The sequence below is a fragment of the Dickeya zeae NCPPB 2538 genome, assembly GCF_000406165.1.
Lineage (GTDB): Bacteria > Pseudomonadota > Gammaproteobacteria > Enterobacterales > Enterobacteriaceae > Dickeya > Dickeya zeae.
Genome location: NZ_CM001977.1, coordinates 138,830 through 154,199, shown reverse-complemented (window position 1 = coordinate 154,199; position 15,370 = coordinate 138,830). Strand labels below are relative to the sequence as shown.

Sequence of the window (15,370 nt, the reverse complement as noted above, 5' to 3'; positions counted from 1 at the left end):
GCCGGTCGGGAACACACCATACACAGGACTCAGGTTATGCGTTTACGCCACATCGAAGTCTTTCAGGCGATCGTTCAGGCCGGCACCATCAGCGGTGCAGCACGGCTACTCAACGTTTCCCAACCCAACGTCAGCCGGGTGCTGAATCACGCCGAACAGCAATTGGGATTCGCCCTGTTCGAACGGCGTTCGCAAGGCCTGGTCCCTACAGTGGAAGGGCAACGGCTGATGCCGGAGATAGAACAGCTCTACAGCCAGTTGCAGGCGATTTCCCGCCTGACCGAGAACATTCGCAAAGGCCAGTGCGAAACCATGCGGCTCGGTGCGGCTCACGCCTTCGGCCAGATGATTGTCGCCCCGGCGATGGTCGAGTTCCAGCAGCAGGTGCCGCTCATGAACATCGAACTGGTCACCGAGCACTTCAGCACCCTGTGCCAGAACATTCAGCAGCACCAGCTCGACCTGGCGCTGGTATTCGGCCAGCAGGTGCCGCCGGATTTACTGGCCGAACCGCTGTGCCAGTCACGTATGGTGGCGATACTGCCGAAAGACAGCCCGCAACAAGGGCCGGTATCGCTGGAATGGCTGTGCCACAACAACCTGTTGATGATGCAGCAGCAAGACCCGCTGGGCCAGGTGGTACATCGCGCACTGCATGATCGCCGCCTTAAACCCGCCGCGTCGCTGTACATCAAAACCTATTCGGTGATCGCCGACATGGTGCTGGCAGGTGGTGGCACCGGTATTGTCGACCTGTTCACCGCCCGTCGTTACGCTGACCAGCTCAAAATCGTGCCCATCAGCCAGCCACTGCCGTTCGAAGTGATGCTGATAAGCCGCCGCGATATCCCGCAATCCCGCGAGATCCTGCAACTCAAACAGGTGCTGAAAAGTAAGTGCCGTGAACTCGCCAGCCAGTGCCAGCCGCTGCTGGACGCCGCCTGATTCCCTCCTTACGTTTCCGGCCACGGCACTGCCCGGCCGGAAGCCGTGATTTGTCAGCCCGTTACCGCTGTCGCTTTTAGTAAAGCGCCCGTTATAATTACCTCATCACTTCTTAACAGGTATGCACCGATGATTCGTAGCATGACCGCTTACGCCCGGCGAGAAATCAAGGGTGAATGGGGCAGCGCCGCCTGGGAGCTGCGCTCCGTAAACCAGCGTTATCTGGAAACCTACATCCGTTTACCCGAACAATTCCGAAGCCTGGAGCCGGTAATCCGCGAACGCATCCGCAACCGTCTGACCCGAGGCAAAATCGAGTGTGGCCTGCGTTTTGATCTGGACCCGCGCTCACAGGGGCAACTGATCCTCAACGAGTCACTGGCCAAACAACTGGTTGCGGCGGCGAATTGGGTGAAAATGCAAAGTGACGAAGGCGAGGTCAACCCACTCGACGTCCTGCGCTGGCCGGGAGTGATGTCGGCACAGGAGCAGGATCTGGACGCCATCAGCACAGAACTGATGCAGGCGCTGGAAGCCGCGCTGGATGACTTTATCCTCGCGCGCGAAAGCGAAGGCAACGCGCTCAAAGCGTTGATTGAACAACGTCTGGTCGGCGTCAGCGCCGAAGTCGCCAAAGTCCGCGCCCACATGCCGAACATTCTGCAGTGGCAACGGGAAAAACTGCAAAGCAAGCTGGAAGAAGCGCAGGTGCAGCTCGACGGCAACCGGCTGGAACAAGAGCTGGTGCTGATGGCGCAACGCATCGACGTGGCCGAAGAACTCGACCGGCTGGAAGCCCACGTGCGGGAAACCTACAAAATCCTCAACAAGCAGGAAGCCGTCGGCCGCCGTCTGGACTTTATGATGCAGGAATTCAACCGCGAATCGAACACGCTAGGTTCCAAATCCATCAACGCCGACGTCACCGCCTCCGCCATCGAACTGAAAGTGCTGATCGAGCAGATGCGGGAACAGATTCAGAATATTGAGTAAGTTCTCTCAAAATCCATTTGATTACACAAGCCCATGTTATATGGGCTTTTTTATTGAAAAAATCGTCTACCAAAGAACATCTAAATCCAGCAAGAACCACCGATAATCGGGGGGTAATCTGGAGATCATTTTAGCTTTACTAGGGTGTGTCCCTTAATTTGACAACCGCTTTAAAAATAACCGGATAGCGCCCAACTTAAGCATACTCAGGTAGTTTCTGGCTGTTTTTTCCGAGCGGGTTGCAATTCGGCGATGTTCCTTCAGCCGGGCAAAACAGCGTTCAACGATATTACGTTTTTTGTACTTCTGGATATCAAGTTTCCGACGCCTATCCCGGCTGGCTTTTTCATTCGACTTGAATGGAATTACAGCTTTTATTCCTTTTATTTTCAAATGCTAACGTAGTGAATGGCTTGAGTACCCTTTATCAGCCAGCACCGCGCCCGGACGCGATTTCAGGTGCCCGCTTTTTCTGATAATCCCAATCCGGTTAAGCAAGGTTTCCGCATATCGGCTCTCGTGGGCCTGTCCACCGCTCAGACAAAAACTCAGCGGTAATCCTGTGCTATCCGTCGCCAGATGGATTTTGGTGCCAAAGCCGCCTCTAGAGCGACCCAGCCCATGACAGTAGAGTTCATCGTGGTATTTTTTTTAGCCCCCGCAGCGGCTTTCAGTGCGGAGGTGGAGGTGCGGACATTAAGCGGTGTTGTTGACACAGCCAGTGAAACTGGGGTTTCGGTCTGTGTTACCTGTATCTGCGCAACGTGAAAGGCTTTGCCTGGAACCACAAAAGAATTTACCGGATTTACTGCGAACTGTCGCTGAATATGCGGATAAAACCTAAAAAACGGTTGAAACGTGAAAAGCCTGAACCACTGAGTGTTCCCGCAGGCCGTAATGAGAGCTGGTCAATGGATTTTATGCATGATCAGTTGTCAGATGGCCGCTCAGTCCGTCTGCTGAATATTATTGATGATTTCAATCGCGTGGCCCTGGCAATAGAAGTCGATTTTTCCCTTCCGGCTAGTCGGGTAGTCAGAACTCTCGAACAGCTGGTTGAATGGAAGGGAAAACCGGTATCGATTCGTTGTGACAACGGACCGGAATATGCAGGTAACACTCTGATAATATGGGCTGAACGACAAAATATTACCCTCAATTTTATTCAGCCGGGGAAGCCACAGCAGAATGCGTATATTGAGCGTTATAACCGGACAGTGCGTTATGACTGGCTGGGGCACTATCTGTTTTATTCGCTGAGTGAGTTGCAGGAATACGCCACACAATGGCAATGGTTCTATAATCATGAACGACCGAATATGGCGCTGAATGGCTTCACACCAATGCAGCATATTCAGCGCTTATCCGATTCTACTCATCTGCCCGGTTAAAAATGGGGGGATTACCCCATCAGGAGAGGTTTAAATAAATGTATGAGACTATTCTTTCTGACTCTTTTTTATCAAAAGTGGAAGAGTTAGACATTAAGGATATTCCTGAACCAAATTTTTATGATATAGGCGGTTCTGGTTATTTGGAAAATCCTACTTCAGACCTCATGTCTGTATTTATGGGATTAGATCCAAATATTAAACCGTGGCTATTGAAATCATTACTGCAACTTCTTGGGCAAGATGTTGATAATATGGATTTCTCTTCGCTAACTGTTCAGCGTGAGGTTGTCTGTAAAAATGGTGAACGGCTTGATATTGTTATCATTCATGACGATTTTATCATTGGGATTGAAAATAAGGTTTATTCATCTGTAAACAATCCGTTTAAAGCTTATGATGAATGTTTAGAAAGTCTTAAGAATAATTCCCAAGAAATATTTAAGTGTATTTTAAAACCAGAGATTAATAGATTTCCAGTGTTTAGTGATTGGACAGTAATAAACTACTCAAAGTTAGTCGAAGCTGCATTATCTAGAGTGGGTAAAGATATAACAGTTGAATCAGTAGATAAATGGTTTTTCTTCTATAAAGAATTTCTATCGCATCTTTTAACATTAAATGATAATAATGTGAGTAATGTTATGAATAAAGATCAATCAGACTTCATTATCAATAATTTTGATCGTCTTTTAAAAGCAAAAGAACTTCTCTCTTTCTTTGAAGAAGCTGTATACCAAGAGGGTAAAGATATTGTTGCAAAGATCTTACCTGATAGCACAATTGTCAAAAGTGCTAATAACTGGGAAGGGGATTATAAAGCTTTAAATTTCAAACCCAGTGAATGGGGAAATGGAAGTTCATATCTTAGACTTGTATATCGTCCTTCTAAGGAAGATACTGGTGTTCAGTTTTATGTAGATGCTGAAATTAATGAGAATGAGTATCCTGAATTATCATCGCTTAAAAATGAAGTGGAAACTCAGATTAGGAATAATGCATTTCTGAAAACTGCGAGTGATGATGAATATGGTATTGATTTTTCTAAAAGTGGTCGGCATCTAACATTAAGTTTTTGGGGATCCGCCAAAGATAAAGCAGCTGCTATGGCATTATTAGAGGATATGACTACATGGATGAAAGAGAAAATTTCACTAGCAAGTAAGATGAGAAATATCTGACTTGTGCTTCATCCTGATTTATTAAATTAAGCGGAAGTGGTTTTTCTTTCTAATCAGCAAGAAAGTCCATCAAAGTGATTTAACTATTTATCTCAGTGTCATATAGGAATAATTACATGAGTGAATTTGAAGGATTATCCTTTCCAGAAAAAGAATTAAAAGAAATTTTAAAGGCCAGTGAAAACAACAAGCTTGTTTTTTTCATAGGATCTGGTTTTTCTAAGTTTAGCGAAACTGAATTTAGGAAATCGCCGGACTGGAATGAGTTAATTGATGAGCTAAAAGAGGACTTAAATGCCTCACATGAAAGAGATCCTTTAAAGATTGCACAGCTTTATTTTCTTAAGTTCGGACACCATACTTATGTAAATAAAATAAAGTCATCTATTATAGAGCTAGAGCCGAGTGATTTTCATAGAAAACTTTTCGATTTAAATCCGCATTATATTATTACAACAAATTGGGATGATTTAATCGAAAAAACAGCTAAAAGTTTAGGGCTTGCTTATGACTTGATAAGTTCTGATGCCGATTTAGCACAAAGTCAATTAGATAAAAAAATTATCAAGATGCATGGTGACTTTCGTCAGCATAATTTTGTTTTCAAAGAGGACGATTATTTAAGATATAGTAATAACTTCCCACTCATAGAGAACTATATTAAAGGGATATTCTCGACCAGTATGGTTATATTTTTAGGATATTCATATAGCGATTATGATTTAAAACAAATTGTTACATGGATTACTAATATTTCAAAATCGACGCCAAAAAAATATCTTCTCCAAAAGAATTTTGATGATGCTCAGGTTCATTATTTAAAGAATCATGGAATATCAACATTAACACCCTTAATGGGGGCCGCATCCTATAAAGATTTGTATAATATTTTCTTCGCAGATCTAAAAAACATAACTAAAACAGATGAGCTAATTGCCAAATATATGTTAACTTTAGGTGATGCAATAAACAGTCCTGATGAGAAGTCTTTCATACTAAGGAAAATTAGTAACTATATAAATAATAAGCTAGGGGTTTTATCTCAGTATAACGTTGTACTACCAGAACAAATAGGTAGAAAGTTTACTAACTGCACCATTGAATATGATAGGGATATAATGTTTCGCGTTCAGGGAGACGATTTAACCACCGATTATAATAAATACAGCCGAATTGTGAATGAGTTTTATTTTAATAATATACTTAATTGCGATGACGAAAATCGTGATTGTATTATTAATATTTTAAATAAAGCATTCATAAGCAAGGTCGCTGTTGGTGGTAAGACATATCCAGTAAAAAGTTTTTTATTAGACGGTGATGATTTGTTGCGTGACAAAATTAGCTTTAATTATTCAAGTGATAGCGATGTGATATTGTTTGGTAATAAAGAGTTTAGAAAGCTTTTAGAGTATTTTTTATGTAAGGTACAACATTATATTAATGAGAATAACTATGTTATGGCTACTATACATATGGCTAATTATGATATTATCTATGATATTGTCGAATCGAATGCTTCGAATGAATATGATAAGCTATATGATGTTTCAAAAGAAATAATAAAAGATTTCCTCCCTTATGATTATAATAAAAAAATTCGCGATTTCCCTAAGTCGATACAAAAAGATCTTGAATATTTAATAAAAATAATAGAACTTGATGAAATATATAAGGCTTACTACAGGTTCAATGTAGAAATTCAGAAAAACCAGAGCTATGCTAATATTAGAATAAATGGTGGTTTCGCGTCATCTATCGATGAACTTAAACTAAGAAATAAGCTTTACCCATATATCTTCTTTATTATTGGGAACGATATCTTTATAGATGTGTTTGTTGAAACAAAGAATTTTTTTGAATCAACCATTTTAGGTAGTTTAGAACACAATCTAATGGAAGATGACTTTCATATCAATGTCCTAGATCTATTTATCCTTATTAAATATTGTAAGAAAAATAAATTAGAAGATTTCGCTCGTAAATTATTTACAGATAAAAGATTCCTTGCCGTCTGCAAGATTAGTATAAACGAAATTATTATCATAAAGAATTACTTGTTGAGTTCTATAAAGAATATTTGTCATCTTTTTTATTTTGAAGATCAACGCTCAATTTATCTTACATCTATACACAATTGGTTTTATAATGTCATATTAATTTCTGGGTTTGTCAGGTGGAATGATAAGCAACTTGGTGCATTAATAGACTGTATATTACCTGTTTTTGAATTTAGAACTAAAAATGTAGATATTTATGAAAGTATTAAATATTTTAAAGACATTAACTTATATTTTTATGAAAAACATCACCCTTACTTCCTCAAAATGATCGATGTAATTCTTAACAAGATAATCCTTGATGAACATAATGCATATGATAAATTTGTCCTCACAAGTAAAACGGTGTTAAATATATATGCAACCTCATTGAAACATGATTTTTTTTATGAAAATGTAGAGCTATTGGATAGTGCTTTAAGTAAACTAATGGGCAAGAGTGATAGGGTGAAAACATTTTTCACCGATAACTTATTACTAGATATAAAAGAAATTGGTAATGTTGATGTTAAAACTAGCATTGATAATTTTATCTATAATAATGTATTGGACGTTTCACTCAAAGAACCAAGTGATTATATTTCAAAGCTAATGTTATTTTCTCGTGGGTATCCTATCCCTGATGGGTTTATTCAACGATTAGAATTATTTATAAATGAAAGCATACCAGGTAAATTATTAAATGATAAATTTCTTTCCGCTGACATTCAAAATAGATTACCAAGTTTACTAAGGTTTCTGATTGAAGTGAAAGGACTTTCTCAATTCAGTGATGCACTAACGAATATCGAATCTAAGATGGGAGATCAGAAACAATAGAATAGAGTTTTTTATTTATTAATTCTTGAAAACCTTGATCATTCAATAGTCAAGGTTTTCTACATTGTAATAGCTTGGTTTAAATATTTAGTTTATAGATATATGGTTACGTTCGGTATAAAATTAAAGGTTTTATTGAAGGGGGAATTTCGATATGTCTAGAGTTTTTATAGCCAGTTTGAGTAAATATTAATTGCCTTATAAAAATAAGCAACTCGGTTTAGCTTTAGGAGTCATCACCTTTGTCCAGCCAAAAATAATTAATCTACTCTCCAGAGTTAGGTCAGATTAAATATAAAATAATAAAACAAGCCCCACAACGAGGCTTTTTTATTAGAATTTGAATGGAACAACCACATCATCGTAAATATCAGAAGTGGTTTCTTTATACTCCATCCCTGTAACACTCGCCAACAACACTGGTTTTACACCTAATTTATCGGCCATCATTTCAAATGTTATACCTAACTGCTCTTTCATAACAATAATACTTTCTTTCAGTATATGAGGATCTTCCATTTGGAGAATATCATCAAACTTCTCTTGTCGTGCTTGCCTAGTTTGGCTGAACCAGACATTAGCACTTCTATATTGTTGTGCATTAATGAAGCCTAAAAAATGAGCTCTGTATATTATTGCTTTTGCACTCACTTTCCATCTGACTTTTAATTCGTATACTTTTTTCCAATTAAAAGAGCCATCAAAATTCATACAGGCTGGAAATTCACTGGCAAATGACTTTCTTGGGAACAAAAATGCGCTGGCAAAAGCATCTGCCTCCCTTTCCGTTTGTTTACAACCTGTTTCAATGCCATCGTGCATCACTAAATGGCCACATTCGTGAGCCAAATCGAATCTCATTCTGCAAACACTTTCCTTAGCAGTATTCCTTATTATTATTGGATATTTTCTATTTACAGATAGAGCATCAACTTTATCGGACACACCATTGAAACAAGTTACAATAGCCCCTTGATTCTCCAACACATTAACCATGTTATCGATCGGAGCATCTGCTGATAAATTCCACCTGAGGCGGGCTCCCTCAGCAATTTTTTCTATTATTGGAGGGGTGAGTTCAGTAATCTTAGTATTATCGATTAAATTAAAACCATTTTGAGGCATATCTAAATGCTCATGCAACTCAACCACAAGCTGCTCAAGCACCGTGCTATATGCTTGCACCCGCTCTTTTACTCCCACTGGAGTTGTTTGTCTCTTCCGAAAATGGCATTGCTCCGGTTTAACATCTCCAGAGATAGGTATACCAAAAAAGCCAGGAGTTACTTCAAGGTATTCTGCCAAAGCGTTTCTGACATCCATTGAAGGAGCCCTTGCATCACTTTCATACTGGTGTATGCCCTGTCTGGAAACCGACACAGCATCACCTAGCTCTTGAAGAGTTATCCCTTTGAGTAAACGAGCCAGCCTTAATTTTTCACCATAGAAATCTAGATACATACCTTACTGACCATTATCCTCGCCATCATTCTCTGCTTTTTTGTCTTTCTTTTTGACAGAGACTGATGCTTTTTTCGTTTCAACTGGCTGAGGCAATTCACTTATGGCAGGGCCAAAAGCAGAAACCCGCTCATCAAGAGGAATCTCCCAACACGAAATCTGCTGTCCTTCAAGGAAACCGACAAACGTTACTCGCTCAACGTATCGCATTTCATCCAATTCGATAGCAAAAAACCAAAGTGCAGCAGCAACATCACCGACTTCTGGCTCAAGCCATGACATTTGTCTTAATGCTTCAATCGAAGGGATTAACCTTCTTTCTTCGGGGCAACTGGGCTTCCCTCTGTAAAGTCTTACAGGGACGGATTGAATAGAAAAAGTGAATCGACCATCAGGTTTCACAATTCCCAACCAAGGCCAATTTTTACTATCCTTTACCGCACGAATGATGCGTGTTCGTGAACACTCATAAGCCCTCATGCCAGTACCACGGGCCGTATCACCTATGTCGTCATCATGCCGATCAATGACATCATCCCTAACGTCTCTTATCAGAGAAGCTAGCTGTTTCAATCGATCAGCTGTTAGTACAGAGTTGAGTTCCCAAGGTTGCTTCATTCGAAAATGTTCCTCTTTCACAGGACAGATGCAGGTTTGAGGTAAGAAGATGTGACAAAGCAAATAATCTTGCACTTTTCAAAATTTGTCAAGCAAAGTTAAAAAAGTAACACCTACTTATGATTGTCAATTTCTGCTCATAGCTAAACATTCAAATTCATGTGTACTTATACGTGTACGCAATAACTAATGATCAAAAATAAAAACAATATAAATCAATGATAAAACACCAAACTCAACATTCAGATTCAACAACGCATCACCCACCATCAAAAAACCAATAAGCCCGGCGCATAGCGGGCTTTTTTAATGCCATAGAATCTAACGATATCTCAAAGTGTTACAAAGACTTTCCGGTACTTCTGGGACTCCGCCCCTCTCATACCCCACCCCATCAGCCATAAAAAAACCGGGCAGAGCCCGGTTAATAAAAACCTAAAAAATAAACACAGAAGAGGGGAGGGGGTTATCACAGCAGGTGAGGATGGGAAGAGCGAGCCCTTCCCACCTCGTCAATCACATTATTTATACAGAACCGCGTTGCCGTGCAGCGTGTCGTCACCCTGAACGGACGTGATCTGGAATGATTTAGCGCCAGCGGCATCCGCTTTGGCAGCCAGTTTAGCCTGCAGGCTATCGAGCGTGTTGGCACTGGCGGAGATGCTGCCGACTTCCTGACCCTGCGGGTATTGGATTTCAGTTGCAGCAAAAGCGCCGACGGACAGAGTGCTCAATGCGATGGCAGTAAAGACAGTTTTCATGTTCATGATGGTTTCCTTTTTTGCGTCTTCGTTGTTAAGGGTGTTCGTAAATGACAAGTCAATTATCACTATGGTAACTATACCCAACTTCACAAAAAGTGCGATCCATATCACATTCCTATGTCAGAAATATGAAACCACAGTGTATTCAGTCGATTACTGCCAGATCTGATCGGATGTTTTTTTGAGCGGCGAGGGAAATAAAGAAAATCTGCCGGGCAAACGGGCTGGGAACCCAGGTACAGGGTATGAACCCCTACCAAGGAATTCGCTACGCTATTCTGCATCGTTTATAAGGCGTGTTCTGCGGGAGTCAGTACATAGCGTTTTTCAATACGCCTGCATATTATTCCAAATATTATTATTTGTATTGTGGATATTATTACGCTCCCTGCGGGAGTTATCTCACTTCTGGCATACGCCACAAAAGTGGATATGGAAATAATATGTCAACTAATTAAAGTCAGTTTCCCTTAAATGACCTCAAATAATCACGCTGGAAAATCAAGCAATAAAAACGTTAAAATATCTCCCCACCAGGCGAGTTCCTGCGAAAAAAGACATGAAGTTAAGGACAGGGGGAAATATGTTAGAAATATTTGATGTGAGTTTTAGCTTAATGTCAAATAACAAGCTGGATGAGGTGTTTACACTACGAAAAGATACCTTTAAGGACCGCCTTGACTGGGCCGTCAACTGTATTAATGGGATGGAGTTCGATGAGTATGATAATGAGCACACCACCTACCTTTTAGGTGTCAAAGAGGGAAAGGTGATTTGTAGCGTCCGGTTTATAGAAATAAAATACCCCAATATGATTACCGGTACCTTTTATTCTTATTTCGATAATCTCAAGATCCCCGAAGGGAATTATATTGAATCCAGCCGTTTTTTTGTTGACCGTGATCGGGTAAGAAATTTAATTGGCACCCGCAATCCGGCATGTCTGACGTTATTCCTTGCTATGATTAATTATGCCAGAAAATACCACTACGACGGCATCCTCACTATTGTCAGCCACCCGATGTTGACCTTGTTAAAACGTTCAGGCTGGCGTATTTCCATCATTCAGCAAGGGCTCTCGGAAAAGCAGGAGCGTATTTATTTGCTGCATCTGCCCACAGATGACGACAGCCGACACGCGCTGATTGAGCGAATTACCCAAATGACACAGGCCGAGTCCGAGCAGCTTAAGACCTTGCCTTTACTGGTTCCACTGGCTTGATCAGGTTCATTTCGACCCCAAGCCGGATAGCGTGTTTAGCATTCAGTACACCCAATTTTTTCACAACATTACCAATATGAAATTTAACGGTGCTGGTGGTAATACCAAGAATAAGTGCAATTTCCTGATACGTTTTTCCCATACTTGCCCAGTAGAGAATTTCATTTTCTCGTTGTGAGAAAAGATTAGGTTCCTGCGACTTGCTGTTATTTCTGTTTTTGCTCATCTCCCGGTAAAGGGAGGTGAGCTTCTCATGGGCGGAAATCAACAGCATTTGCAGTTTTTCTTTATTATTCTGGACAATTTCTTCCAGTTCTCCGCTGCGTTTTTCTTCAAACATGAAAGACAATGTAGCCAGATTATTAGCTGGGTCATGTAACACAAATGTATAACCGTTAACAATGTCGTATTCTTTGGAGAGATTGAATATTCTGGAGAATTTTAATTTTGAGCTGATAACCAGGTCATCATCCCAGGAGAAAGGAGAGATTTTATTAATCGCCGTCAGAATAACCGGGTCAATGTGTTGATAATTATTACTCCGATAAATCTCAACCCATTCCGATGGATAATTAGAAATAATGACCACGTCCGTCGGCTTTTTCTTATTCATGATCAAATAGGCGTATTTCAGGTCGCCATAGCTCTTTAACTTTCGGTTAAGATAGTTTTGTATTGTGCTATTAATGAAGTCAACGTTAGAGAATGATATAGACATCTAACTCTCCCAAAATCGTGTACGACAGTGCAATCTGATCATGACGGCACGAAAGTATAGTATCAACCTATACCTAAGTCTAACTATCTTTCCCGGTGCAAAATCCTTAGAATTTTCAAAAAATAACATCAAATATGAAAATAAAAAACTCTGATCGCTATTAGCGTTCGGAAAGCCAATTTGGCGCACACCAGGGAAATATTTGTTAGTCTATTAATTATACCCAGAATAATTCGATTGCCATCAGGCAGCCACCAGACGCATCGCCAATAGCAGGTGTTAAGCCGCTAACGGGAGATGATTATGGTCGCCAGTCTTGCTGGTCATCTGAAGTATGACGGGTCAGTAGTGTTATTTTATTCTTCACCCTTCTCTCTCCTGTTACCGTTCGCAGGAGGGGGAAAGGTCGTTTTATCCGCCACGGTTATTCCATCACCCCTATTCCACTTTCAGCCCTCTGGCTGCTTCTGACATAAATCACCGGTAAACGCCGCGAAATACTGCCATCAGAATACATTATGGGTCTTTTTCCGTCTAACTGACGACATAGCTCCCGGTACATCAACGGGCATGCAATCTCAAACAAAACGCCCGAAGACAACGCTGGTTATACTCCCCAAAAAACAATGATAAGGGGAGTAGAATGGATTATACGGTAGTGACTCATCACGATGATGACACATTGCATACCCTTCTGCGTGATAAACTCACCGCGATCGGCATCGATAACGGTCGTATCACCGAGATCTTTCAAGGCGCTGCGCTGTTCGGTGCCGAAGGGCTGCTGGATTCCATCAATATCGTCAGCCTGATTGCCGTACTCAGCGATCACTGCGAAGCGGCTTACCATCTGACCGGTGACCTGTTTGATCTGACAGATGACCGCGTGTTCGATGCCTTCCAGAATCTGACCAGTCTGACAGCTTTCCTGCGTGAGCGGCTTCATCATGGCTGACCCTGCTCACCCCGCCACCCAGCCTGACGCGCTGTTTGCCAACGGCTATGTAGAAGAGATATCGGTTGCGACGATCGCCCGGCATGTCGGCACGCCTTTTTATGTCTACAGCGCCCGCCAGCTACGTCGTCAGCTTCATCATCTCTATCAGCAACTGCCAGCCGGAACAGCGGTGTACTATTCTCTGAAGGCGAACCCGAACCTGTCGGTAGTGAAAACGCTGGTGGAGCAAGGGACGGGGTGCGAGGTGTGTTCACCGGCGGAACTGGATACCGCGCTGGCAGCCGGTGTCTTACCGCAAAATATTCTGTATGTCGGGCCGGGCAAGTCGCTACCGGCACTGGCGCACGCCATGAATTGTGGTATCCGGGCGATTGTGGCGGAATCCGTCACCGAACTGGATAACATCAACCAGTTGGCGGCACAGGCTGGCACCGTGCAGACGGTGGCGCTACGTATCAACCCGGATTTCAGCAGCGAACACGCCAGACTGGTGATGAGCGGAAAACCCACCCAGTTCGGGATGACGCTAGATACGCTGCACACCGTGCTGGCCTCTCTGTCACGCTGGCCTTCCATTATTGTGCGCGGTTTTCATGTCTATCTGGGAACACGTATTCTCAACGCTCAGGCTATCGCCGACAACACCCGAAATATTCTGCAATTGGCGCTTAACCTGCGCGATCAATATCAATTAACGCTGGATTTTGTCGATATCGGCGGTGGTTTTGGCGTTCCTTATTTCCCCAAGGAAACACCGCTGGATCTGCCCGCATTGGGTGACGCTATCGCGCCGATTATGGCGGACTTCCGCCGCCAGGCCGCCGATACGCAAATCATTATTGAACTGGGGCGCTATCTGGTGGCGGAAGCGGGCCTGTTCGTTACCCGAGTCAACACCCTGAAAACCGCCGGTGGAAAAACATTTGCCATTTGCGATGGTGGTGCCAATTGCCATAGTGCGGCGGCAGGGCTGAACAGCATGCTGCGTAAAAACTTCCCACTACTACGGCTGGGTGATAACCAATCTCGTCCATTGCAGCCTTATCAGGTCAGCGGACCGCTTTGCACCCCTACCGACCTGCTGGGCGACAACGTGCTGCTGCCGACGCTGGCGGTCGGCGACCTGATCGGTATCACCCATTCTGGCGCTTATGGGTTAACCGCCTCACCCGGTTTGTTCCTGAGCTTCGGTTACCCGGCGGAAGTGATGGTGGATGGACACCGGCTGATTCAGATTCGCCAGCCAGAGACCACGGCACAGTTACTGGCTCGCCAACAGCCGGTTGAGCTCTGGCACGGAGAGGCATCATGACGTTGTGTATCCAGCCGGATGATCTGGTCTGGCGTACGTTCTCATCGGCAAGCGCACCTGAATGTGATGACGCATCACGGGTGCCGCACCCGAGCCAGGCGCTGATGGCGGATTATCTGCGGGCTTTTTTTCGCTCTCACGGCGAAACAGCCGAGCCGGACAGCGCGGTGCTGAACCGCTGGCTGAATAGCCGCCACTCCTTTACCGCGATGATGCAAGCGCTGTTACCTGAATTGCAGGCACGTCATACATTACAGCCGCTTGATGTGGTGGTATTCGCCCACTGGACCCCGGATAGCGACCTCGGCTGCGCCGTCTCTAACGCCCTGATCCACGCGTGCGAGGCTCACCGTGCGTTCGGGTTTTCCGTTTCGGATCGCGGCCTGGCGGCTCCGTTGTTCGCCCTGCACGCCATCAATGACTATCTGGCCTGTGAAGATGATCGGCATGAGGCCTTGTTGATGATTGCCGATCAGGATATCGCGCCTTATCCCAGCGAACGACTGGCACAGTTGCAGCCCCAGAAAAACTGCTGCCTGATGCGGATAGAAAAACGGCCAGCCGGACAAGCCAGCGGACTGGTATTTGAAGGCTACTATCGCCAGCCTTACGCCGATAACGGCGACATGACGGCGACCCTGCGCCACCTGCTCGCACGCTTGCCGACGCAAGAGACGCTACCGCTGACGCTACTGGGTAGCCCGGCGCTGATTGAGGCGTTGCAAGGCGGCGTTCCTCACTGCCAACGGGTAAGCGTGCCAGAGTCATTACTGTGTGCGGCCCCCTTTGTCTACCTGAAACAACAGGCACAACCGGGTCACCGTTACTTGCTGGCGGTACCCGAAGCGCGTCATCTCACCACCTGTGTGTTGCGTTATCAGCCGCACCACACCGGAATGTTCACCCGCTCCTCCTGTCCCCATTAAGG

At 43.6% G+C, this 15,370-nt stretch carries 12 protein-coding genes and 2 pseudogenes; 9 read left to right on the top strand and 5 right to left on the bottom strand.

Annotation, left to right across the window (positions count from 1 at the left end; translation table 11 throughout):
- Positions 1-36 precede the first annotated feature (36 nt).
- Positions 37-945: a LysR family transcriptional regulator gene (locus DZE2538_RS00690; RefSeq protein ID WP_012882866.1), complete on the top strand. Its 909-nt coding sequence runs from the start codon at positions 37-39 to the stop codon at positions 943-945.
- 129 nt (positions 946-1,074) lie between these two features.
- Positions 1,075-1,938 (top strand): YicC/YloC family endoribonuclease, encoded by an 864-nt coding sequence (locus DZE2538_RS00685; RefSeq protein WP_016943498.1) that lies wholly within the window; start codon positions 1,075-1,077, stop codon positions 1,936-1,938.
- 153 nt (positions 1,939-2,091) lie between these two features.
- On the opposite strand, the pseudogene DZE2538_RS20060 reads toward DZE2538_RS00685, so the two are convergent.
- Positions 2,092-2,615, bottom strand: a pseudogene (locus tag DZE2538_RS20060) (IS5 family transposase); the annotation flags it as partial.
- Positions 2,616-2,663: 48 nt separating this feature from the next.
- Here DZE2538_RS20060 and DZE2538_RS00680 point away from each other — a divergent pair.
- The 3 genes and pseudogenes from DZE2538_RS00680 to DZE2538_RS00670 all read left to right on the top strand — a co-directional run.
- Positions 2,664-3,329 (top strand): annotated as a pseudogene (locus DZE2538_RS00680) (IS3 family transposase); the annotation flags it as partial.
- 38 nt (positions 3,330-3,367) lie between these two features.
- Positions 3,368-4,510: a PD-(D/E)XK nuclease family protein gene (locus tag DZE2538_RS00675; protein ID WP_038915338.1), complete on the top strand. Its 1,143-nt coding sequence runs from the start codon at positions 3,368-3,370 to the stop codon at positions 4,508-4,510.
- A 116-nt stretch (positions 4,511-4,626) separates the two neighbouring features.
- Positions 4,627-7,389, top strand: a complete 2,763-nt coding sequence (locus DZE2538_RS00670; protein WP_038915337.1) for an SIR2 family protein — start codon at positions 4,627-4,629, stop codon at positions 7,387-7,389.
- Between the two features lie 333 nt (positions 7,390-7,722).
- Here the strand turns inward: DZE2538_RS00670 and DZE2538_RS00665 are convergent, their stop codons facing one another.
- From DZE2538_RS00665 to bhsA, 3 genes are all read right to left on the bottom strand, one after another.
- Entirely contained in the window at positions 7,723-8,850 is a 1,128-nt protein-coding gene (locus DZE2538_RS00665) for a helix-turn-helix domain-containing protein (RefSeq protein ID WP_038915335.1), read from the bottom strand.
- Between the two features lie 3 nt (positions 8,851-8,853).
- Entirely contained in the window at positions 8,854-9,468 is a 615-nt protein-coding gene (locus DZE2538_RS21150) for a hypothetical protein (RefSeq protein WP_227788593.1), read from the bottom strand.
- Positions 9,469-9,989: 521 nt separating this feature from the next.
- A complete protein-coding gene (gene bhsA / locus DZE2538_RS00655) occupies positions 9,990-10,235 on the bottom strand; it encodes a multiple stress resistance protein BhsA (RefSeq protein WP_012882864.1) in 246 nt (81 codons plus the stop codon).
- Positions 10,236-10,815: 580 nt separating this feature from the next.
- Between bhsA and DZE2538_RS00650 the strand changes: the two genes are divergently transcribed.
- Positions 10,816-11,454: an acyl-homoserine-lactone synthase gene (locus DZE2538_RS00650; RefSeq protein WP_012882863.1), complete on the top strand. Its 639-nt coding sequence runs from the start codon at positions 10,816-10,818 to the stop codon at positions 11,452-11,454.
- Here the strand turns inward: DZE2538_RS00650 and DZE2538_RS00645 are convergent.
- A complete protein-coding gene (locus tag DZE2538_RS00645) occupies positions 11,420-12,172 on the bottom strand; it encodes a helix-turn-helix transcriptional regulator (RefSeq protein ID WP_038915334.1) in 753 nt (250 codons plus the stop codon). The genes DZE2538_RS00650 and DZE2538_RS00645 overlap by 35 nt on opposite strands.
- Positions 12,173-12,815: 643 nt before the next feature.
- Between DZE2538_RS00645 and DZE2538_RS00640 the strand changes: the two genes are divergently transcribed.
- Genes DZE2538_RS00640 through DZE2538_RS00630 form a run of 3 tightly spaced genes read left to right on the top strand, consistent with a single transcriptional unit; the run spans position 12,816 to position 15,368 of the window.
- Positions 12,816-13,127 carry a hypothetical protein gene (locus tag DZE2538_RS00640; RefSeq protein WP_038915333.1) on the top strand — a complete coding sequence of 104 codons (312 nt, stop codon included), beginning with the start codon at positions 12,816-12,818 and terminating at the stop codon, positions 13,125-13,127.
- The gene (locus DZE2538_RS00635; protein ID WP_038915332.1) at positions 13,120-14,442 is read left to right on the top strand and encodes a type III PLP-dependent enzyme; all 1,323 of its coding nucleotides are present in this window, start codon (positions 13,120-13,122) and stop codon (positions 14,440-14,442) included. Before DZE2538_RS00640 ends, DZE2538_RS00635 begins: the two co-directional genes overlap by 8 nt.
- Positions 14,439-15,368, top strand: coding sequence for a hypothetical protein (locus DZE2538_RS00630; RefSeq protein WP_038915331.1), 930 nt, complete (start codon positions 14,439-14,441; stop codon positions 15,366-15,368). The genes DZE2538_RS00635 and DZE2538_RS00630 overlap by 4 nt, the downstream gene beginning before the upstream one ends.
- Positions 15,369-15,370 lie beyond the last annotated feature (2 nt).